The 20643-nt window shown below is 61.4% G+C and carries 19 protein-coding genes; 9 read left to right on the top strand and 10 right to left on the bottom strand.

Annotation, left to right across the window (positions count from 1 at the left end; genetic code table 11):
- Positions 1-16 precede the first annotated feature (16 nt).
- A complete protein-coding gene (locus tag FAZ69_RS29660; protein ID WP_240702520.1) occupies positions 17-829 on the top strand; it encodes an enoyl-CoA hydratase/isomerase family protein in 813 nt (270 codons plus the stop codon).
- Positions 830-965: 136 nt separating this feature from the next.
- On the top strand, positions 966-1898 hold the full coding sequence (locus FAZ69_RS29655) for a helix-turn-helix domain-containing protein (RefSeq protein WP_169708809.1): 933 nt from the start codon (positions 966-968) through the stop codon (positions 1896-1898).
- Between the two features lie 35 nt (positions 1899-1933).
- Here the strand turns inward: FAZ69_RS29655 and FAZ69_RS29650 are convergent, their stop codons facing one another.
- The 6 genes from FAZ69_RS29650 to FAZ69_RS29625 form a co-directional block, all read right to left on the bottom strand.
- A complete protein-coding gene (locus FAZ69_RS29650; RefSeq protein WP_136898651.1) occupies positions 1934-3136 on the bottom strand; it encodes a DUF445 domain-containing protein in 1203 nt (400 codons plus the stop codon).
- 83 nt (positions 3137-3219) lie between these two features.
- The gene (phaZ, locus tag FAZ69_RS29645) at positions 3220-4062 is read right to left on the bottom strand and encodes a poly(3-hydroxyalkanoate) depolymerase (RefSeq protein WP_136898650.1); all 843 of its coding nucleotides are present in this window, start codon (positions 4060-4062) and stop codon (positions 3220-3222) included.
- Between the two features lie 82 nt (positions 4063-4144).
- Positions 4145-4567, bottom strand: coding sequence for a phasin family protein (locus FAZ69_RS29640; RefSeq protein ID WP_136898649.1), 423 nt, complete (start codon positions 4565-4567; stop codon positions 4145-4147).
- Between the two features lie 57 nt (positions 4568-4624).
- Positions 4625-6331 (bottom strand): alpha/beta fold hydrolase, encoded by a 1707-nt coding sequence (locus FAZ69_RS29635; protein WP_136898648.1) that lies wholly within the window; start codon positions 6329-6331, stop codon positions 4625-4627.
- 30 nt (positions 6332-6361) lie between these two features.
- Positions 6362-6826: a MaoC family dehydratase gene (locus tag FAZ69_RS29630; protein ID WP_136898647.1), complete on the bottom strand. Its 465-nt coding sequence runs from the start codon at positions 6824-6826 to the stop codon at positions 6362-6364.
- A 30-nt stretch (positions 6827-6856) separates the two neighbouring features.
- Positions 6857-8500 (bottom strand): fatty acid--CoA ligase, encoded by a 1644-nt coding sequence (locus FAZ69_RS29625; RefSeq protein WP_136898646.1) that lies wholly within the window; start codon positions 8498-8500, stop codon positions 6857-6859.
- Between the two features lie 554 nt (positions 8501-9054).
- On the opposite strand from FAZ69_RS29625, the gene FAZ69_RS29620 reads away from it, so the two are divergent.
- From FAZ69_RS29620 to FAZ69_RS29595, 6 genes are all read left to right on the top strand, one after another.
- The gene (locus FAZ69_RS29620; protein ID WP_136898645.1) at positions 9055-9726 is read left to right on the top strand and encodes a PAAR domain-containing protein; all 672 of its coding nucleotides are present in this window, start codon (positions 9055-9057) and stop codon (positions 9724-9726) included.
- Between the two features lie 207 nt (positions 9727-9933).
- On the top strand, positions 9934-10509 hold the full coding sequence (locus FAZ69_RS29615) for a PAAR domain-containing protein (RefSeq protein WP_136898644.1): 576 nt from the start codon (positions 9934-9936) through the stop codon (positions 10507-10509).
- Between the two features lie 131 nt (positions 10510-10640).
- Entirely contained in the window at positions 10641-11579 is a 939-nt protein-coding gene (locus FAZ69_RS33625) for a 3D domain-containing protein (protein ID WP_206171247.1), read from the top strand.
- A gap of 4 nt (positions 11580-11583) precedes the next feature.
- Complete coding sequence (locus FAZ69_RS29605; RefSeq protein ID WP_136898643.1) at positions 11584-12006, top strand: hypothetical protein; 423 nt, start codon at positions 11584-11586, stop codon at positions 12004-12006.
- A 12-nt stretch (positions 12007-12018) separates the two neighbouring features.
- The gene (locus FAZ69_RS29600) at positions 12019-12327 is read left to right on the top strand and encodes a lysozyme inhibitor LprI family protein (protein WP_136898688.1); all 309 of its coding nucleotides are present in this window, start codon (positions 12019-12021) and stop codon (positions 12325-12327) included.
- Positions 12328-12532: 205 nt separating this feature from the next.
- Positions 12533-12841 (top strand): tautomerase family protein, encoded by a 309-nt coding sequence (locus FAZ69_RS29595; protein ID WP_369407768.1) that lies wholly within the window; start codon positions 12533-12535, stop codon positions 12839-12841.
- Here the strand turns inward: FAZ69_RS29595 and FAZ69_RS29590 are convergent.
- On the bottom strand, positions 12829-14301 hold the full coding sequence (locus tag FAZ69_RS29590) for a benzaldehyde dehydrogenase (RefSeq protein WP_136898642.1): 1473 nt from the start codon (positions 14299-14301) through the stop codon (positions 12829-12831). The genes FAZ69_RS29595 and FAZ69_RS29590 overlap by 13 nt on opposite strands.
- 187 nt (positions 14302-14488) lie before the next feature.
- Between FAZ69_RS29590 and FAZ69_RS29585 the strand changes: the two genes are divergently transcribed.
- On the top strand, positions 14489-15181 hold the full coding sequence (locus FAZ69_RS29585) for a Crp/Fnr family transcriptional regulator (protein ID WP_240702519.1): 693 nt from the start codon (positions 14489-14491) through the stop codon (positions 15179-15181).
- A gap of 27 nt (positions 15182-15208) precedes the next feature.
- Here the strand turns inward: FAZ69_RS29585 and FAZ69_RS29580 are convergent, their stop codons facing one another.
- The 3 genes from FAZ69_RS29580 to FAZ69_RS29570 form a co-directional block, all read right to left on the bottom strand.
- The gene (locus FAZ69_RS29580) at positions 15209-16357 is read right to left on the bottom strand and encodes a porin (protein ID WP_136898641.1); all 1149 of its coding nucleotides are present in this window, start codon (positions 16355-16357) and stop codon (positions 15209-15211) included.
- 290 nt (positions 16358-16647) lie between these two features.
- On the bottom strand, positions 16648-18351 hold the full coding sequence (locus tag FAZ69_RS29575) for a long-chain-fatty-acid--CoA ligase (RefSeq protein ID WP_136898686.1): 1704 nt from the start codon (positions 18349-18351) through the stop codon (positions 16648-16650).
- Positions 18352-18458: 107 nt separating this feature from the next.
- The gene (locus tag FAZ69_RS29570) at positions 18459-20588 is read right to left on the bottom strand and encodes an alpha/beta hydrolase fold domain-containing protein (protein ID WP_136898640.1); all 2130 of its coding nucleotides are present in this window, start codon (positions 20586-20588) and stop codon (positions 18459-18461) included.
- Positions 20589-20643: the final 55 nt, after the last annotated feature.

Here is a 20643-nt window from a genome sequence, read left to right as displayed (position 1 = left end):
GAAGCGTGTTCACCCGATGGAAAGCAAAATGATGGAATGTAATGAAGACGCAGTTCTGCTGGAAGTGCAAAACGGTATCGCACGTGTCCGCTTCAACCGACCGCGTACCCTCAACGCGATCTCGCCGGAGCTGGCAACGTGCTTTCTGAAACGCTGCCGGGAAATCCAAGAGAACGGCGAGTGTCGCGCGGTAGTGATCAGCGGTGAAGGACGGGCATTCATGGCCGGCGGTGATCTAAGCCGCTTTTACGAGGACTTTTCTCGCGCGGCGGATACTGCCCAAAAAATCATAGAGCCGATGAATGAAGCGCTTTCGATTTTGGTCTCGCTCCCTCTGCCGGTGGTGGCTAGCTTACGGGGTCCCGTGGCAGGCGCAGGGATGAGTGTTGCGCTGGCCTGTGACTTGGCCATTGCATCCCGGGACGTGCGGTTTTCGTTCGGCTATACGCAGATTGGCACGAGTCCCGATGTGGGCTTGTCCTGGATGCTGCCTCGCATTGTCGGCTTGCGCAGAGCAATGGGGATAGCGCTACTCGGAGAAAGCTTGACTGCCGAACAGGCCTTGCAACTCGGAATCGTCAACCGTGTGACAGAGGAGGAAGATTTGGATGAAGCAACGAATGCGTTGTTGAACGCCCTTGCAGCCGGGCCCACGATTGCTTACGGACAAACGAAGCGGCTTCTATGCGCCTCATTCGGACACGATCTCGAGCAGCAGCTATCCGCGGAACTCAGGTCGTTTCAAGCTTGTGCCGAAACAGAAGATTTCGCCCGGGGAGTTTCAGCGTTCATTGAAAAGCGTAAGAAACCCCAATTCACGGGTGCGTAGCATCACGCCTCATGCGGCGCCGCTTCGTCGATGGCGGCACGATGCCGACGAGCACCGATTGACCACTTTGGATTTCGCCGCGTATGCTCGAAACGCAACCCAATAGCAGCCCCTGTCTATGCCTGGTGGAGCCAAGATGCACTTGCTCGTTCGCCACAAGCTCTCTTTACTGAGGTCGTATGAGCCCGCGGAGATGGGCCGACATCTGTCTCGCTACCTCGCGCCTACCGTGGTGACGCCACTGGGCAGCGTCGTGCGCCCGGCTCGCGTGAGCGGCATTCACCTTGGCGCGTTCTCGATCGCCATCGTCGCATTGGGAACAGCTACGTCGATCGAGGCCTCGGGGCAAGGCGATTACGCGGTAATGATCGCGTGCCTGGAGGGCTCCGGGGAAGTGACGGATAACGGCCGAGTCCTTCCGCTGCGCACCAACCAAGGATATTTGGCCTGTCCTCGGCGGGTGATGCGAGCGCGATTCTCACGTGACTGCGTCCGGATCGTGATTCTCATGGAATCCAGCTTGCTAGGGCGACATCTCATTCGTGATGGCGTTTTCTTCGACATCGCGAACCCCGCGCTTGGGCCTTGGTTCGAATACGTGCAGTTCCTCTTGTCCTCACAAGCGTCCATCGAAGCGATCGCGAAACACCACGGCGTACGTGAGCATACTGAAGCGCTCATGGTTGCGCTATTCGAGAGCGCGGTTCTTCCGGCCATCCAGGATAGCCAGCGGCGCCCCGATGTCAGTCGAGAGATACGGCGCGCCGAGATATTTATCCGAGCCAATCTCTCCCGGGATCTGAGCCTCGAGGAAGTCGCCGAGGCCGCGGGAGTCAGCGTACGAACCTTGCAAGCCAGCTTCAAGCGCGACCATGACGTCTCGCCGATGCGGTACCTGCGCGATCTCAGGCTGGACGTCGCGCGCGAGCAGATCTTGGCCGGTGCTACCGTGGCGGAAGCGGCGTTTGACTGCGGGATTCCTCATCCGGGGCGCTTTGCACAGTACTATCGGTCGCGGTTCGGACACCTGCCGTCTACGACAGGACAGAGGCCGGAATTCCCCTCTTGAAAGGCGGCCATCGCACGACGCCCGAATAGCGGCGCTTACCGCGAAGCAAAAAATACGCAGGCATGGATGAGCACCCCCACCGTGCCGCCAACGAACGTGCCGTTGATTCGAATGTATTGCAAATCCCGGCCGATCTCCGCCTCGAGCTTCCCGCTCACCTCCTTCGTGTCCCAGCCTTTCACGACGTCGGCGATCAGGCCCGACAGCTGATGACGGTGCCGCAGCACGAGCAGGTTCGCGATATCGAGCCACCATGCGTTCAGCTTGTGCTGAATCGAAGGCTCGCCCGCCACGCCTCTGCCGATGGCGACGAACGTACCCACCAGCATCTCGCGCACGACGGAGCGCCGGCCTCCGAGATCGGCAAGCACATGCGCGCGAACGTGCTCGAGCAGGACACGGTAATAGTCCCTGGCTTCGAGATGCCGAATGCAGTCGCGCAACAGCAGCCGGCCAAACCGGCGATACACCGCCGACGTTTGCAGGTCGTCGGAAAAATCCTTTACGGCTGCATCGAACTGATGCCGAAGCTCGTGCTCCGGATTCGCGACGACCTCATGGATCAGCGCAACGATGCCTTCGACAAACTTGTTGACGATATAAGCGTCCAGCGGCGCCGGCGTATATTTCGACGCTTCGCTGAACTTCGCCTTGATCAGGTCCAGGTTGCCGCTCAGCCACGCCTCCACAGCGATCAGTCCGCGGTCGAGCAAAGGCTGATGGCGATTGCCTTCGGTGAGGATATTCAGGAGCCGGCTCGCAACGCGAGTGACATCGAGCTCGCGCAATCGCGGAATCACGAGCCGCTCGAAGAGGTGCTCGACGTCCGTCTCGTCCATGCCTTCGAGCAATCGCGGCAGCGAAGCGGCCACCATATCCGCGATCTCCGCGCTGTTTTCCCGTACCGCAAGCCAGCGCGCCAGCGCTTCTGCCGCGTTGTAGCCGCTCAGCCGCCCGACGATGATTTCGGGTGTCAGGAAGTTCTCTTCGACAAAGCTGCCGAGACTCTCGGCGATGCGCCGCTGATTCCTGGGAATGATGGCGGTGTGCGGGACCGGTATCCCGCACGGGTGCCGGAACAACGCGACCACCGCATACCAGTCCGCAATCGCGCCGACTGTCGCCGCCTCGGCAAAAGCACGCGGCCATTCGAGCCATGGATACGCGTGCTGCCAAACCACGCACGTGAGCAGCAGCGCGATCATCGCCGCGAGCAGACAGGTCGCCGCCGTGCGCATGCGCTTCAGTCGAACGAGTTTTTCGTCTCTGACTGAACCACGCCCCGCGCGCCGGGCATTCCCGTCTCTCTCCGTCACGACGCTCACCCCGCCTCCTCCCGCAGGAACCGCTTCACCACTGGAGCGACTTCGCTTGCCCGCGTAATCAGGAAAAGATGCCCGTCGTCGATCACGTGCAGGGTCGCATGGCGAATCCTCGCCGCGAGAATCTTGGCGTTCGTGAGCGGCACGATCGGGTCGTCGTTGCCATGCATGACGAGCGTCGTCTGCCGAAGCGCGCCGAGCCAGGGCAAGCTGGTCCAACCCGATGCCGCCAGCAATTGATAGAGATAGCCACGGCCGCGCGGCGCCTGGATATGACGGCTGTGCTCCTCGAGCAGCGCGGGATCGCGCCGGTACGCGCCGCCGTAGATCTCCGCCCCGATTTGCCGCAGGTAGGCCGGATCGGTATAGCGCCGCGGCCCGATCAGCTTGGAGAGCACCGACAACCGCGCAGGCACCATGATCACCCCCGGCGAGGTGGCCGCGAGAATCAGCCTGCGGCACCGCCTCGGGTAAAGGTGCGCGAACTGCTGGGCCAGCGCCCCGCCCCATGAGACGCCCAACACGTCGACCGGGCCGGCGTATCCGAGCCGCGTCAGCAGCTTGTCGGACAGGACGGCAAGCGTCGAGAACCGGTACGGGATCAATGGGACTGGCGAGCCGCCGACGCCGGGAACGTCGAAGACGATGACCGTCACGTCATCCAGCGCCTCGACGAACGGCTCGACCAGTTCGAGATTCGCGCCGATGCCGTTGAACAGGAGCAGCGGCGGCGAGGCGTCGCTGCCGCGCCGGACAGCGACACGCAACAACTGGCCGTCCAGGTCGATCGTCTGGGTCTGCATCGCGTCGACACACTCCGGGCTTGTTTGCAGGTCGGTCATCGAGTAGGTCCCCTTGCTGGACGCTTCGCTTCGCTTCGCTTCGTTTCGTTGCGGCGGCGACGGCTCGCACCGTCCCGCCCGGTCACTTCTTGGACTGCATCATCGCCTTCAGTTCCTCGACATGCTCCGCAAAGCGCTTCGTGACGACGGCGATGCTGTCGGTTTGCGTCCGGTACGCCGCATCCGCGAGCTCCTGCATGTCCACGAATGCCTTTTGCAGCGCCTTCTGAACGCCTTCTCCCGTTGCCGCGGCGGATTCGCCGCCGGGGGACCGCAAGCGGGTCACGAGCGATTGCAGCTCGGTCATCGACGAGCGAACGATGTCGACCTGCTTCTGACCGAGTTGCTGCACGCCGGCGAGCGCCGTCATGTTCGCCTCCACGAGCGCTTCGATGTCCTTGCGGCGCGATTCGAGGATTGCGGCTACGTCGACGTTCGGCAGTTTGAACTGCGTAATGAGCTTCGTATATTCGGCAAAGAGGTTGCCGGGTTGGGTCGTTGCCATGTTGACTCCCTTGGAGAAGTGATCGAAAAAGTGTTTGCCGTCCGGCAATGAGACCGGTCAGGCTTCCAAAACATACGTGCCGGGCGCGTTCGCGCCGGCCGGATACCGCTTGCTGCCGAGCACCTTGGGCGCTGCGCGCTTTTCGCCGGAGCGCTCCGCGAGCCAGTCTCTCCAGTTGCCCCACCACGAATCCGTTTCAGTCTTTGCGCCGGCGAGCCATGCATCGGCGCTCACGGGCAGCTCGGGATTGAGGTAGTACTTCGCCTTCGGATTGCCGGGCGGATTGATCAGGCTCTGGATATGGCCGCTCGAACTCAAGACGAAACGGGTATTGCCGCCGAACGTCGTAGCGGTGTTGTACACCCCCTTCCACGGCGTGATGTGATCGGTGATGCCGGCCACCACATACTTGTCGCACTTGACCTGCGAGAGGTCGATCGGCGTGCCCAGCACCGTCAGCGCACCCGGCTTGCTGAAGAGGTTCTGCGTGAAGATGTCGAGCAATTGCCCATGCAGCTTCGCCGGGAGCCGGGTCGTGTCGTTGTTCCAGTAAAGGACGTCGAAGGCCGGCGGTGCGTTGCCCATCAAGTAGTTGTTGACCCAGTAGTTCCACACCAGATCGTTGGGCCGCATCCACGCGAACACGCGTCCCATCTCCTCGCCCGCCAGCACGCCGCGTGAAACGCTGTGCTGCTTGGCGGCCGCAATCGCCTCGGGCGTGGCGAAGAGACCGAGCTGCGAGTCGGCGATGTTGTCGAGCACGGCGACCATCAGCGTGGTCGCGTTGACCGTCGATTCACCCCGGCTCGCGAGATGTCCAAGCAAAGCCGAAATGGTCATCGCGCCGGAGCATGCGCCATGCAGGTTGACGTCGTCGCACCCGGTGATCTCGCGCACGGCCGCGATCGCTTCCACGAGCGCGCCGACGTACGTGTCGAGATCCCAGTGGCTTTGCGCCGCGGTCGGATTGCGCCAGCTCACGACAAAGACCTGAAGCTCGTTCTTGACCAGATAGTCGACGATGCTCTTGCCCTCGGAGAGGTCGAAGACATAGAACTTGTTGATCTGCGGCGGCACGATCAGTTGCGGCCGGCTGTAGACCTCCTGCGTCGCCGGCGCGTACTGAATCAGCTCGAGCACCTCGTTGCGAAAGACCACCGCGCCCGAGGCGGTGCCGAGGTTCTTGCCCACCTCGAAAGCCGTCTTGTTGACCTGCGCGGGCATGCCGCGATTCTTGAGCAGGTCCATCACGATGTTGCTGCAGCCGTCGAGCAGGCTCGCGCCGCCGGTATCGATGACCTTCTTGAGCGCAGCAGGATTGCCGAGCAGCGTGTTGGTCGGAGACGCGGCGTCCGTCAAGAGCGACATCACGAACCGCGCACGCTCCTTGTTGGCTGCATCCAGCCCCGAGCGCTCGACGAAACCCTCGAGCGCATTGCGCCACGCGAGGTAGCCTTGCAGCGTCATGCGATACAGCGAATTGTTCTGCCAGGCGGCGTCGGTGAAGCGTTTGTCGCCCTTTGGGGGCGCAGCCTGCGCGTCACCCGAGAACAGCCCCAAAAGCTCGCGAGCGAACGCCATCTCCTGCTCCATGACCAGCGCGGGCTGCTGCCATGCCTGAGCGCCGATTCGCTGCGCGGTGGCGACGATATCGCACGGCCGCAAGCCGACAAACGGGTTGGGACCCAGCATGCCATCGGCAGCCGATGCCGCGAGATCGTCGGCCTTGTCGCTTTGCCGCGGGCTTTCAGTGGTTACCGCCATGTTGCTGCTCCTTCAGAGAATCTTGCACGTTCACGCGACCAGCATCGCGAGGGTTTCGGCGACCAGCGCCGGCTTGTCCTCGCCCTCGATCTGCAGCTCGTTCATCGCCTTGATGAGGATGCGTCCGCCGCCCTTGTTCTCCACCGACACGAGCGTGACGCGGCTGCGCACGCGCGCGCCCGCCTTCACGGGTGTCATGAAACGCACTTTGTCGAGACCGTAGTTGAGGCCGGCCTTTGCATCCTTGGGCACGAAGCCGATCTCGATCGCGAGGCTCGCGAGCAGCGACAGCGTCAAATAGCCGTGCGCGATCGTGCCGCCAAACGGACTCTCGCGCCTGGCGCGCTCGACGTCGACGTGAATCCATTGCTTGTCGCCCGTACATTCGGCGAACGCATCGATGCGCGCCTGATCGACCACCACCCAGTTCGACACCCCCAGTTCACGACCCGCGAAGTCGCCGAGGGTGGCGACGCTGTAATTCCCGATACTCATCGCTTGCACTCCTGGAAATGGGCTTGCCGGTCAGGCGAACTGCTCGCGCAGCGACTTCTTGTTGATCTTGCCGACACTGGTCTTGCCGATCTCGTCGACGAACTTCACGATCTGCGGCACCGCGTACTTCGAGATCTTTCCGGACGTGCTGAACGAAAGCACGTGCTGCTTGATGTCTTCCTCCGTGACGGCCGCGCCCTCCTCGAGCACGACCAGCGCCACCGGCCGCTCGCCCCACTTGTCGTCCTTGATGCCGATGACGGCCACCTCCGACACGCCCTCGTACTGCGAGATCAGGTTTTCGATCTCGAGCGACGAGACCCACTCGCCGCCGGACTTGATTACGTCCTTGAGACGGTCGGTGATTTGCACGTTGCCTGTCGCATCGATGCTGGCGATGTCCTGCGTGTGGAGATAGCCGCCGGCCCAAAGCTGCTGTGAAGCCTCGGGATTGTTCAGGTAGCCCTGCGTCAGCCACGGCGCGCGCGCGACGATCTCGCCGCTGGCTTTGCCGTCGTGGGCGAGATCGCCCATGCTCTCGTCGACGACGCGAAGATCCACGAGCGGAACGGGCAGGCCGGCCTTGCAGCGCAAGCGAAGCTGCTCGTCGGCGCCGAGCGCTTCGGCCCCGGGCGGAAGTTGCGCGAGACTGAGCACCGGGCACGTCTCGGACATCCCGTAGCCGGCGAACACGTCGATGCCGCGATCCACCGCCGCCTGGGCGAGACCTTGCGGCAGCGCGCCGCCGCCGATGACGATCTTCCACTTGCTCAAGTCCGTCGCCTTGGCTTCCTCGCACATGAGCAGCATGTGCAGGATCGTGCCGACGCAATGCGAGAACGTCACGCCCTCGTCGCGCACCAATCGCGCGAGCCGGTCCGGCTGATAGCGCCCGGGATAGACCTGCTTCACGCCCAGCACCGTGGCGATATACGGCATGCCCCACGCGTGGACATGGAACATCGGGGTGAGCGGCATGTACACGTCGCCGCGATGGAAACGCTGTCCCGAGACCGGGCTCGCCAGCGCCGCCATGAGGGTGATGGTGTGCAGCACCAGTTGCCGGTGCGTGAAGTAGACGCCCTTCGGAAGACCGGTCGTGCCGGTGGTGTAGAACGTGGTCGCGCGCGTGTTCTCGTCGAAGTCCGGAAACGCGTAGCTCGCGCTGTTCGCCGCCAGCATCGCTTCGTATTCAGCCGAGAAGGGAATGCTGTGCGCGCCGGCAACGCTCCCCGGCTCGTCGATCCAGATGAACGCGCGCACGGTTTCCAGCTTGTCCTTGATCGCTTCGACGACAGGCAGAAAATCGGTGTGGACCAGCAGGACTTCAGCGCCGGCGTGATTGATCGTGTAGGCGATTTCCGCCGGCGAAAGACGCACGTTCACGGTCTGCAGGACGGCGCCCATCATCGGCACGGCGAAATAGCATTCGAGGTAGCGGTGGCTGTCCCAATCCATGACCCCGACCGTGCTGCCGTGCCGCACGCCAAGCTGGCTCAAGCCGTTGGCGAGGCGTCCGATACGCTCGCGCAGCGTCGCATACGTCATCCGCAGTTGGCCCCGGTAGACGATCTCCTGGTCTTGCGCCTGAGCGAACGGCGTGAGCAAGAGCTGCTTGATCAGCAACGGGTAGGCATAGGCGGTGGAATCGGTCATCTTGGCTTCGTCCTGCATCGATATCTCCTGTGTCGGCCGGAGTAAGTGCTTCAGCACTTACTCCAAGCCCGCGGCGGTCCCAAATGGATGCCGAGCGAACGCTGATCTCGTTGTTTTTCTCGGCTTGCTGCGACATCCGGTTGTGACAATCATCGGGGCGTCGAGACTTGGGGAGTACCCCCTGAATGGGGGAGAACCGCGGGGGCGGCTGGGGGGCAGGGCGTCGCGCAAGGCGGCCGCGTGACCGGCGCTATAGGTCACGCACGGTGAGCCTTTTCGGGCAATTTGGGGGCGCGGAAACAAAGGGGTCTGCATTGCGCGGACTTGTAGATGTTCGGGGCAAGGTTCGACCGTGCGAATAATTCGCCACATCAGACAGAAATTGTCGGATATCAAACCGCGTTCGTGTGTTTATGCAATTCGCATTGTTCGCACCCCTTTTTGATCATTTTCTGATTTCCTGCAGCCACTATCTCCACCGAGGATTTTGAGTTGGCGACGGCCGAGCCGTCGCTTGTGCGCCGGTCGCTTTGCTGGCCGGCTTTTTCATCTATCCCGTGGGAGGTTTTGAAATGTCGGAACAGGAACGTAAGGGAGTGCTGTATCGCTTCGCGACAGTGGGCGCGCTCACTGAGCGCGGCGGTCGCGTCACTAGCGGCGATAAGGCGACGATTTGTGGTCTTCCCGTCGCGCGGGTGGGAGACGTTGTGACCTACGCCGATGGAAGCGAAGCCGTCATCGTGGACGGCGCAGGATCTGCCGCCGTGTTTGACAACCAGGCCGCGGCACTTGTCGGCAGTCGTCTGAGCAACGGAGACTGGATCATCGAAACACCGTGGGGACACCTGGACATGGGCGTTTTCATCGCCGACGATGAAACGGTGCCGGGCCTGTTCGATGCGAACTGGACACCGCCGCCGCGCAAACCCCTGGATCGCTTCGCCGTGCGCGGCGCAACGACCGCGCGAGGCGGCATCGTGCGTGAGGTGTCGACCACATGGGAAGTCGAAGGGACGCACCGCAACGCTGCGGGCATTGGCGATTTTGTCGAGTATCAGGACGGAAGCCGCGCACGCATCATCACGGGTATCGGCATGCCCGGCAATGCTCAGAACCGGTATGCGGTCGTTGGCAGTCTGCTGGATAACGGCGACGTGATTACCGACAGCCCCCATCGCGATCCGCGAACGTCCACCATCTTTGTTCCCATTGACGAACACGGCGTTGCGCTAACGCGCCAATAACGGAGTCGCCATGCGTGTTCCTATTGTGCGGCACGGCGACGAAACAACTACGGGCGGCAAAGTCGTTGCGCTCACTGCGACGATTCACGACGACGGCCGAAAGATCGAGCTTCACGGCGATCAGGCGACGTGCGGTAACTGCCCACACAGGCGTGTCATTAACGGGCATGCGTTACCGCGTTGCGGCATAACCATGGAGAGGCGAAATTGACTGGCATCTACTATGCAGCGGTCGAGGATGACCCACTGACAAGCGGCAAAGGCAGCCGCGTATTTGCGTACAAACAGGCTGGCACGATCGAGGGTGACGATGGCAAATACCGCCGCATGGCGTTTATCGGAGACGAAGCCTATTGCTCGGCGTGCAATAGCACCGGCGCTATTGCCTACGGTGCTGGCGTGAATGATCGGCAACGCATGGTTGATCTCGTGAACGGCGGACGAAGGCAAGCGGTAGGCGGCGATATTGTTCTTTGCAAGTGCGCCGATCCTCCCAGGATCATTGCGGTGTATGGGCGCAAATGGATGATTCATGACCGGGGTGAAGAAAAGGTCGCGTCGGTTGCCGAAACCCCCGTACAAAGGCTTACCTATGACGAACAATTCACGCTAACCGACCATGCGGGCCAGCCAATAATTGGCGTGCGTTACCGCGTTTGCACAGGTTCTAAAATCATTGCTACCGGAACAACCGATTCCCGGGGGCGCACGCAGCGTATCGATACGGATGACGCGACGCGGATTCGTATCGACATCGCGACGTCGTCACTGGGGGGCAAATGACTGGCATCCACTATGTTGCGGTCGAAGGCGATCCACTTGACAACGGCGGGAACAGTCAAGTTGTCGGCGGCGCGCCACCGAGTACTAACGAAAGAAGCACCACGGCTAAAAATTCAAATTAGGACCGGAAAATGACTGACACTACAGAATGGCATACCGTACATGATTCGGCTGTGACGAATACGACGCCGAACTCTATGGTGGTTGTTAAGGTGCAAAAAAATACTCTCTCATGGGAAATTCCAGACAATCTCCTTGGGGATAAATTGCCTGTTATCCCGTCTTCCTCCCGAGTCCAACATGGAAAAGTCCTATATCGCTTGCCGATCAGGGTGACAGTAAAGACTCTTAGCGGCAATGCGCTAGCAGGACGCACCTTATCCATTTCCAGTAGCCGCACCCATGACACAATCAAGGTCGGGGGGCCGACCGATTCAAGTGGCTGCGCGATTTTGATACTCGAGTCGCGCGAACCAGGTGATTTAACTATTTCTTGCATCGATCAAGATATAGCAGCCAAAACCTTGTCAATAAATTTAGAAGAAGCGTGGTACGAAAGCGCTTTCCTTATCACCGGATATCACGTCTGCTTTGAAAGTGATTTTGCTGGGGAGCCTGCCTTCGCTCGCGGCACAAATGATTATCACAAAAAAGACTTTCTTTATAGTGCACGCGGCGTAGTCATGCAAGGCACAGGGAAGGCGTCAAACGGTCGATATATTCGACCAACCCAGGCAAACTCGGGATGGCATCGCAATAATCGCGGCAATCGAGATTATCTGGACAATCCGGACGGCGTTGTATTTTCTTATACCGATTCAGTGCAAGGCGCTTATGGTCCGGTCACAGAGAATCATTCAGTGGCGGTTGATCCAAATGTAATTCCAAAGCACGCTCAGGTAGACATTGAGATGGTCGGCCGTCGCTTCGCAGATGACACCGGAAGTGCAATTATTGGGCACCACATCGACAATTTTGTCGGCGCCGGCGCAGCCATACAGGCGGCGTGGGAAAGTGGACCAGTAAATAACACGCAACGCAAGGTTAAATATATCGGCATCCGGAGATGATTAAATGATGATCGGAAAATATCTTTCAGGCGCAATACTTACAGGTTGCCTCGGCATTGGATTAATTCCGTTCGCCTACGCAGACGGATCCGTTAGCTTTACAGCGGATATCACCCCCATGATGAAAGCACGTCCATTTTTCGAGAGATTTATAACACAGTCGTTTACAGTTGCAGATACTGGCTGGGGAACCAGAATTGATAGCCCGACGATGCCACATATGGGCGGAGCACGTATGGGACCATATAGATTTAATGCAATCTGGCACAGCCAAAAGGGAGACATCCCTGTTACTCTAATAATAGACACGAATATAAAATTCTTCGATGCCAATCATCGGGAAATTACTGGGAGTGATTTGCGAAAAGCAACCTCAATTAAGGAGACCTTGGACTCTATAGAAATCGAGCCGCCCAGAGATAACTAGCACCTCGGCTTCATTACGCCTACTCGGATATTTGGTCATGCCCCCCCGCATCGGGGGGCTAAGGAAAAGACACGCGCCAATATCTACCTACCGGATTCGCGCACCATTTGGCCGCATTTAAATCTCCAACATCAGCCAGCTTGGGCGTCACCTTACTCCGAGAAGGCGCAGAATGCTTGGGCGACGTACCGGGACAACGAGTGTTATAGCGAAACCTACTCAATGGGCGAAGCGGCGGAACGCTATATTTTCTTTTGGGAATGTATGGCGAACATTACGCAGAGCCGGGTAAAGGAGCTTGACGAACTACTCAAGGATTGAACATTAGATCGAGAATTCTGCCCCGTTTCGGCGGGGTTTATATTAATCTTGGATTCGCCAACCAATTGACGCTGGATTAATCACACTTCAGTTGCAACGATGTCTGCGAATCACACCAATGATTTGCAAACCTCATCGCAACAATGAGGAAGGATCCTTTAATGGCATCGGTCGACGCACCTAAGATGGGTTCGAGCAATGACCCATCGGAGCCTTCCATGCCCATGACCCATGTATCGATGCGCAGCGGCAAGCCTGCGCCCTATCGCACCGCCGTTCTCGAGGGAATCCACGAGACGCTCCACGAAGCGCTGACGAAAAGAAGCGCTTCTACGAGCGCCTCGTCACAAATCTTCAGGCCGACCCCGGCGTCGATCCCGCCGACGTGCTCATTAACATCATCGAGGTGACCACCGAAAACTGGTCCCCGAGCAATGGGATCGCAGGCCTCAACGCTGTCATCAGCAGCCCTGTGGCGCCGGTTGCCCCCGGACCGCCCGCTCAGATCGGATAGAGCGGCGCTTCGCCCTTCACGGTCAGCCATTGCCACTGCGTGTACTCTTCCAGGTTCGCCGGGCCGCCGACACTCGTTCCATTGCCCGATGCGCCGACGCCGCCGAACGGATTGATGACTTCGTCGTTGACGGTCTGATCGTTGATATGCAGCAGCCCCGTGCGCAAACGTTCGCCGATTGCAAGCGCGCGTCCGACGTTGGCGGAAACGATCGCCATCGAAAGCCCATACTCCGATTGGTTGGCCAGCTTGATCGCATCCTCGTCGCTGTCGAACGGAACCACGACGGCCACCGGCCCGAAGATCTCCTCCCTGAACGCGGGATTTTCCGGCGTCACGGCGGAGAGCACCGTCGGCTCGAAGAACAGATCGCGATAGCCGCCGCCGGCTTCGAGCCGGGCACCTGCGGAAACCGCATCCTTCACTACGCGAGCGGCGTGGTCGCGTTGATGAGCGTTGATGAGCGGTCCCAGCGCGACGTCATCGGTTGCGGGATTCCCGACCGTGAGCCCCTTGGCCTTCGCGGCGAGCTTTTCGACAAAGCGCTCGTAGATGCCGCGCTGCACGAGTACGCGCCCGGTCGCGAGACAGATCTGGCCTTGATGAAGATACGCGCCCCATGCCGTGTTGGCGACGGCCAGATCGATATCGGCATCGTCGAGCACGATGAGCGAGTTCTTGCCGCCAAGCTCCAGCGACACCTTCTTCAAGTGCCGGCCCGCTGCCTCGCCCACCTTGCGGCCTGCCTCCGTCGATCCCGTGAATTGAATCATCGCGACATGAGGATCGGCCGTGAGCGCGGCACCCGCGGCGCCGTCGCCCGGCAATACGTGCAGCACGCCCGCCGGCAAACCCGCAAGCTCGAACAGCCGCGCAACGACAAAGCCTCCGCAGACGGCAGTCCGGGGATCGGGCTTGAGCACCACCGCGTTACCCAGTGCAATCGCCGGCGCAACCGCGCGCATCGCAAGATAAAGAGGGAAGTTGAACGGCGAGATGACGCCGACCACGCCAAGCGGACGGCGCCGGGCCAGCGAAAGGCGCCCCGGAACCGACGGCAGCACCTCTCCGGCGGCGCGCGACGGCAATCCCGCCGCTTCATGCAGCGTCTTGACCGTCACGGAGGTCTCGAATTCCGCCTTGACGCGTGTCGAACCGCTTTCGCACATCACCCATTCGACGATCTCCGCAAAGTGCGCTTCGGCAAGCTGCGCCGCGCGGCGCAGCACGGCCGCGCGCTCGTCGTACGGCAGCGCTGCCCACGCCGTTTGCGCAGCGCTCGCGGTGGCGGCGGACTCGGCGACGAGCGCCGCGCCGGCCATGCCGATGCGCCCTAGCTTCTGGCCCGTGGCGGGCTCGATCACGTCCTGCCCGCTGGCGCTCTCTTGCCACGAGCCTGTGAAAAGGCGCCCCTGCCATATTCCCGCGTCCAAGAGTTTTGAAAGAGTCGTGGTGCTCATATTGGATCCCTTTTAGCCATCTGCGTAATAAAAGTGTTCATTGCCTGGAGGGTCAATCGAAAGGGTTTCTCTCCCCCATTTGCCCGCCTTGCGTTGCAATTTTCCGCACGTATAGAATGATTTGATCCCCTCGATCAGCAGCCTGAATCCGCCGTTCGAGGCGACCTTCCAAAAAGATGCAACTCACATGGCGCTCATGACCGACACGTCCGAGGAGATACGGACCAACCAATGGTTCTGCTCATTGCCCGCGGCCGAGCAGGAAGCGCTTATCCAGCGATGCGAATTGGTCACGCTGCACCCGGGCGAATATCTATTCCACCGGGGCGATACGCCGAGCGGCTTCTATGGTCTCAACAGCGGCAGGCTAAAAGCATCGACGCTTCGCGAAGACGGCAAGGAAGCGATCCTGGCCGTCATCGAAGCCGGCGACTGGTTCGGCCAGACCACGATGACCAGCCGTCAGCCACGCCTGCGCGATGTCGTGGCGATCGAGCGCGCGACCGTCTTGATGGTCAGGACACCCGCCTTCGACGAGCTGATGCAGAGTCAAACGTTTCTCGGGGCCATCAACGAGTTGCAGTCCATCCACATGAATTGGCTCTATCGCATCATCGAAGACGCCACCCTCCACTCGACGCGCGCACGCATCGCCCGGCGCCTTCTGCAGCTCGCATCGGGCGACGTGACGAAGTGGCCGCAAAGCCGCCAAGACGTCAGCGTCTCGCAAGACACGCTGGCGATGATGCTCGGCATCACTCGGCAGACGCTCTCGCTGGAGCTCAAGGCAATGGCCGAAAAAGGAGCGATCGCTCTCCGGTATGGCCGAATCGAAATATGTTCGAAGGACATTCTTTCGTCGTTCCAGGATTACCAGTGATCGCTCCTTCGTCATCCCGGCATCTCCTTAGAACATATGCCGCACACCAGCCATGATGCCCAGCTGGGTCGTGCCGAACGCCGAGCTCAGCGCATTGACGCCTTGGAACTGGGCGCCGACCATGCCGCCGCGATACAGCGAGTAGTCGGCCTCAAGATAGGTGTCCGTGCGTTTGGATAAGTAGTAGTCCGCGAGCAGCTGGAATTGCGTCGCGTTGCCGTTGGCCGCTTGCGTCTTGCCGGTCTGAATCGTGCGCCACACATTCGCGGAAAGATGAATCGAGTCCGCGATCTGCTGCGACACGCCGCCAAAGAACATTTGCCGGGAAGTGAACGTGTTGAATTCGAGCGCGGTCAATTCCGGCGCGCTGAATGGACCATTGGGGAAATTGCCTTGGAACCCGGCGTCCTGCCTGTTCACGGCCCAGCCGGCAGTGACCGTCGTAGCGCCGAACGAATATGAGCCGCCGGCAGTCCAGGATTTGAGGTGCGCGGAACCGTTCACGGCATCGCGCGAGTCCAGGTACGCGGCGGCAAGGCGCAACGGCTGGCCGGGCAAATAGATCAGCGATGCCCCGATCTGGCTGCCCGCGCCGAAGGCGCCTGCATTGCCGCCGAACGCGTACGACACCTCGGCCGTCAGGTATTGCCATCGCGCGGCGTACTTGACCATGTTGCTGGTCCACACGCCCTGGGCCATCGTGACTTCCGGCCGAAACTGGTAAAAGGTGGGCAGCCACGGATTGGTGATGAAGGCGCTCAGAACGGCATCGGCGAGCGGGTTGATCTGACGCCCCATCGTCAACTTTCCGTAACTGCTCGACTGCAAGCCGACAAACGCCGTGTTGAAGTACGGATAGGCGGGGTCGGTCTGCCCCGAGTTCGGAAAGAAGCGATCCTCGAGTTGGAATACGACCTTCGTTCCGCCGCCGATGTCTTCCACTCCCTTGAATCCGAAGTGGCTTTCGCTTTCGCCGGTGGTCATCTGGACGCGGGAATCGCCTTGCCGATCCGCATGCGTCGTGTAGCGAATGCCCGTATCGACAAGCCCGTAAAGCGTGACCGACGACTGTGCGGCCGACGAGACGGAATACAGCGTCGCAGTAGACGCGATGGCGGCCAACAGGCCGGCCTTGCGCCGATACCGTGCTCCAAGCAATCTCCTAACCTTCCTCATAAATAAACTCCGGATATTATGATTATGTCGTTATGCGAACGATATGAACTACATCTGCGAACTATCGATTGCTCCCTGAGCACGAGCGCCTGATGTCTTCTTGTTGTGCAATCAAATGAGCCGGCACAGCCAGATCCGGCCAAAGCATGGCGCCCACAGCCACACGTTGCCCGGAAACCCCGGCCGCAACTGCCAGAAAATTTACATTCCGCGGCGCGAGCGCATCGACCGCCGCGGCACGCCTTATTCCATCGCCTTGAGAAGGCGTGAGGGATAACCCTGGCAACAGGTCAATCCAGCCGGCGGCGTTCGGATTGAGCGTTGCGGCTTTGCGTTTCCTCTTCCTGCAACAGCCGCCACTGAATCTTTCCGCTCGCCGTGCGAGGCAGGCTGTCGGCAAACTGAATGACGCGCGGCACCTTATAGGACGCCATGCGCTCGCGGGCCCAGGACACGATGTCTTCTTCCGTCGCGTGCTCACCGTTCCGAAGCACGATGACCGCCTTGACCGACTCGCCTCGACGCGCATCCTGGGTCGCTATCACACACGCTTCCTGCACGGCGGGATGCTCGAACAGCATGGCCTCGACTTCGGCCGGCCAGACCTTGTAGCCGGAGGCGTTGATCATGCGTTTCAGCCGGTCGACGACGAAGAAATATCCGTCGCGATCCACGTAACCGAGGTCTCCGGTGCGCAGGTACCGCTTCCCATCGATCACGACGAACGCGTCTCGCGTGGCTTCCGGCGACTTCCAATACCCGTCGAATACTTGCGGCCCGCTGACGAGAATCTCGCCGGTTTCGCCCTCGCCGAGCGGCGCGAGCGTTTCGGGATCGACCACGAGCGAACTCGTATTGAAGATCGGCACCCCCATGCACTGCTGCTTGCTCTGCTTCGGCGGATTGATGTGGGTCGCCGCCATCGTCTCGGTGAGGCCGTACCCTTCCACGTACGGGACACCCCAACGCGCCTGGATCTGCTGCGCGACAGCCTGCGGCATCGCGGCGCCGCCGCCGCTCAGGTAGGTGATGGAGCTCAGGTCGAACTGGTCGACGTCCGCGAGATTCAGCAGGTCGATAAGCATCGTGGGAACGGTGACCCAGGTGCTGACGCGATGGCGTTCGATCAAGTACGCGGCGCATGTCGCATCCCAGCGGGTCATGATCGCCATCGTGGCGCCGATGAAGATCGGCATGTTCATGCAATTCTGCATGCCGGTGACGTGAAACAGCGGCACGGAGCACAGCATCACGCTCTCGTTGGCAAGGTTCGGCCATCGCGCGCACGCGACCGTCGAATGCATCACGCTCCAATGGGTATGGATGCACCCCTTGGGACGGCCGGTCGTGCCGGAGGTATAGGGAATGACCGCGAGATCCTCGGGCTTGGCTTCGTGGCCGCGCGGTACGCACGCGCTTAAGAGCGTGTCCTTCCAGGCGATGAGCGCAGTGTGGCCGTCGACGGATTCCGCATGGGGCCACGGCCCGGCCGAGGAGGTCAGGACCTCGGGCAACGGCAAGTCGGTCTGATCACGAAGATAGTCGGCATAGCGCGCAGAAATCACATGGTTCACCCGGCCGCCAGGCAGCGACCGGATGTGCGCCATGAGTTCTTCGCCGACGAAGGCAACGCTCGCCCCGCTATCTTCGAGTATGTGCTGCAGCTCCGCAGCACGGTTCATCGGATTGACGGGCACGACCACCGCATCCGCGCGCAGGATCGCGTAGAAAGCGATGACGAACTGCGGGCTGTTCTGCATGTACAGCACGACGCGGTCACCCCGGGCGACGCCGCAATGCTGCTGCAGGAATCCGGCCAGCGCATCGACTTCGGATCGCAGTTGCCGGTAGCTCACGGTGCTGCCGTAGTAAAGGATTGCGGCCTTTTCCGGATGGCGGTTCGCGGAGACTTCGAGATTCGCGTACAGCGATGTCTGCGGCGCGGATAGCTGCCGCGGCGCGTCGGCCGGCCGACGCGGGGAGATTGCCGTCATGTCTGCTCCGGGCATAAGACGAGATGCAGTGATAGGGCGTGGCGCCTTGAAACCGTTTGCTTGCATCCACCAAGCGCCGCGCGCCAGGCGGATGCGCCTCTCTACTTCTAGAGAAGCTCGCGGCTCCACTGGCCGATTTCTTCGAGCGTCTCGGCGGTTTCCGGCAGGAACGGGAAGAGCGTGAAGACGTGAACCGAATCGGCCACCCTCTTCAACTTCACGTTCACACCGGCTGCCCTCGCCCGCTCGGCGAAGCGAGTCGTGTCGCTTTCCAGCACCTCGCCCTCCACGGCCGAAAGAAATACCGGCGGAAGATCCGCGAGGTCGGCGAACAGCGGCGACACCATCGGATCGGTCGGCTCGTGGCCCTGGAAGTAGGAGGCGGCGAGGTTGGAAAGCGTCTCGCGATTCGCGGCCGGGTCGTCTCCCGAATTCGCCATGACGGAAGGGCCGCCAAGCGTGAGGTCGGTGAGCGGACAGATTGCGATGACGCCCGCCGGCAGTGGCAGACCCGCGCGCCGCAACGCGGCGGCCAGCGCCAGCGCCAGGCCGCCGCCCGACGACTCGCCGCTCAGGAACACCGTCGACGGATCGACACCCGCGGCAAGCAAGCCGCGATAGGCGCTGAACGCGTCGTCGAATGCCGCCGGATACGGATGCTCGGGCGCGAGGCGATAGTCGACCGTGTAGCACGGCCCGTTGAGGGCGCGCGAAAGACGGCTTGCGTATTCGACCGAGCTCTTCGCCGAACCCAGCACGTAGCCGCCGCCGTGGAAGTGCAATGCGGTCGCGCTCGCCTTTTGCGCGGATCCCGGTGCAACCACTCGCAGCGCGCTCACGCCGTGAAGATCGACGTCCGTCGCCTCGGTGCCCGCCGGCGCGGGGAACTGCTCGAGCAGGAACCGTTCGTAGGCGGCTCGCTGCCCCCGGTCGCCGCGAGCAATGTCATCAGGCGTGAACACACCCTTCCAGAGATCGAAAGCGCGCTGGCTCTCGGGGCGCGCCATCCGCTTTCCTTCGCGCGCCGCGCTCAGGCCCACGACCTCGCCCGGCGGCAGCTTGGCGGCCGCGAGGATGTCGTGCCCCCAGGCGAACGACCACGAAGCCTCGGCCAACGGATCGATGCGCGAGAGTCCCTTCAAGCGTCCGTTGCGCTGGCGCACGCGCGCCTCGTCGGGCTCGTGCGCCCAATCGACGACAAACCGCGCACCCGCCTGAATCCGCGTCGTGCGCGGCTGGCGGCGCCGTTCGTATTCGAGCAGCGCGTCCTGAACACCGGCTTCGCCATGGTTCGCGAGGCAGCTGGCGAGAACCCACGCGTCTTCGATCGCCTGGCAGGCGCCTTGCGCGAGGTACGGCACCATCGCATGCGCGGCGTCGCCGAGCAGGGCGATCCGCCCGGTGCTCCAGTGCTCGATCGGGTCGCGGTGGTACATCCCCGTGATGAACGCCGAGTCCACGGCTTCCAGCATCTTTTGGACCCTCGGCTCGGACCCCTCGAACGAGCGCCGCAGCTGCGCGACGTCCCCCGACTGCGTCCACGACTCGCGGCTCACTTCGGTTGCCGGCACCGACGCAAGAATGCTGTAGAGATCCTTGCGAACCCAGTACGAGACGATGTTCCTGCCCACGCCGAACCAGTTGTTCCCCGCCACCGGCAACTTCAGGCCGGCGAGCCGGTCGGCGGGGATCAGCGAGCGCCACATCAGGATGTTGGCGAACTGCTTCTCCTCGGGGCCGCGCAGGGCAGTCCGGACGGCGGAGTGGATGCCGTCCGCGCCGATCACGGCGTCGCCGCGAATCACTTCGCCGTTTTGCAGCGTGACCCAGGCGCCGTCGTCGTCCTGGGAAATGGATGCGCATTCCGCTCCCAGCCGGACCACGCCGGGCGGCAAAGCCTTGGCGAGCAGGTCGATCAGGTCGGCCCGGTGAATGTTGTAGAGCAACGCGCCGTAACGCGCCGCCGCTTCCTTGCCCAACGGCGCAACGTACAGGAGACGCCCCGTTGACAGCTCGAGGTAGTCGAAGCGCTCCGGCACCGTCGCGATCTTCGCCATCGCGGGCTCAAGCCCCAATTCCCGCAGCACGATCGTGCCGTTCGCGGCGATCTGCACGCCCGCTCCGACCTCGGTCAATTGCGGGGCACGCTCCAGTACAATCGGCTCGATGCCCTGGCGCAGCAGCGCCAGAGCGGTCGTCAAGCCACCAATGCCTCCTCCGACAACTACGACTTTCATGCTAAGTTTCTCCTACTGGGTTAGTTAATCCAGTGTAGTTAATTAACTCGACACG

Origin of the sequence: Trinickia terrae, from assembly GCF_005144415.1 — a bacterium.
Classification (GTDB): domain Bacteria; phylum Pseudomonadota; class Gammaproteobacteria; order Burkholderiales; family Burkholderiaceae; genus Trinickia_A; species Trinickia_A terrae.
Note: the sequence above shows the minus strand (reverse complement) of the source record. Positions and strands in the feature narration are given on the sequence as shown.

What these genes read in the sequence shown, in the direction of transcription:
- FAZ69_RS29660 (WP_240702520.1), top strand. Translation starts at nt 17, where the DNA reads ATGGAAAGCAAAATGATGGAATGTAATGAAGACGCAGTTCTGCTGGAA.
- FAZ69_RS29655 (WP_169708809.1), top strand. Translation starts at nt 966, where the DNA reads ATGCACTTGCTCGTTCGCCACAAGCTCTCTTTACTGAGGTCGTATGAG.
- FAZ69_RS29650 (WP_136898651.1), bottom strand. Translation starts at nt 3,136, where the DNA reads ATGCGCACGGCGGCGACCTGTCTGCTCGCGGCGATGATCGCGCTGCTG.
- phaZ (WP_136898650.1), bottom strand. Translation starts at nt 4,062, where the DNA reads ATGACCGACCTGCAAACAAGCCCGGAGTGTGTCGACGCGATGCAGACC.
- FAZ69_RS29640 (WP_136898649.1), bottom strand. Translation starts at nt 4,567, where the DNA reads ATGGCAACGACCCAACCCGGCAACCTCTTTGCCGAATATACGAAGCTC.
- FAZ69_RS29635 (WP_136898648.1), bottom strand. Translation starts at nt 6,331, where the DNA reads ATGGCGGTAACCACTGAAAGCCCGCGGCAAAGCGACAAGGCCGACGAT.
- FAZ69_RS29630 (WP_136898647.1), bottom strand. Translation starts at nt 6,826, where the DNA reads ATGAGTATCGGGAATTACAGCGTCGCCACCCTCGGCGACTTCGCGGGT.
- FAZ69_RS29625 (WP_136898646.1), bottom strand. Translation starts at nt 8,500, where the DNA reads ATGCAGGACGAAGCCAAGATGACCGATTCCACCGCCTATGCCTACCCG.
- FAZ69_RS29620 (WP_136898645.1), top strand. Translation starts at nt 9,055, where the DNA reads ATGTCGGAACAGGAACGTAAGGGAGTGCTGTATCGCTTCGCGACAGTG.
- FAZ69_RS33625 (WP_206171247.1), top strand. Translation starts at nt 10,641, where the DNA reads ATGACTGACACTACAGAATGGCATACCGTACATGATTCGGCTGTGACG.
- FAZ69_RS29605 (WP_136898643.1), top strand. Translation starts at nt 11,584, where the DNA reads ATGATGATCGGAAAATATCTTTCAGGCGCAATACTTACAGGTTGCCTC.
- FAZ69_RS29590 (WP_136898642.1), bottom strand. Translation starts at nt 14,301, where the DNA reads ATGAGCACCACGACTCTTTCAAAACTCTTGGACGCGGGAATATGGCAG.
- FAZ69_RS29585 (WP_240702519.1), top strand. Translation starts at nt 14,489, where the DNA reads ATGGCGCTCATGACCGACACGTCCGAGGAGATACGGACCAACCAATGG.
- FAZ69_RS29580 (WP_136898641.1), bottom strand. Translation starts at nt 16,357, where the DNA reads ATGAGGAAGGTTAGGAGATTGCTTGGAGCACGGTATCGGCGCAAGGCC.
- FAZ69_RS29575 (WP_136898686.1), bottom strand. Translation starts at nt 18,351, where the DNA reads ATGACGGCAATCTCCCCGCGTCGGCCGGCCGACGCGCCGCGGCAGCTA.
- FAZ69_RS29570 (WP_136898640.1), bottom strand. Translation starts at nt 20,588, where the DNA reads ATGAAAGTCGTAGTTGTCGGAGGAGGCATTGGTGGCTTGACGACCGCT.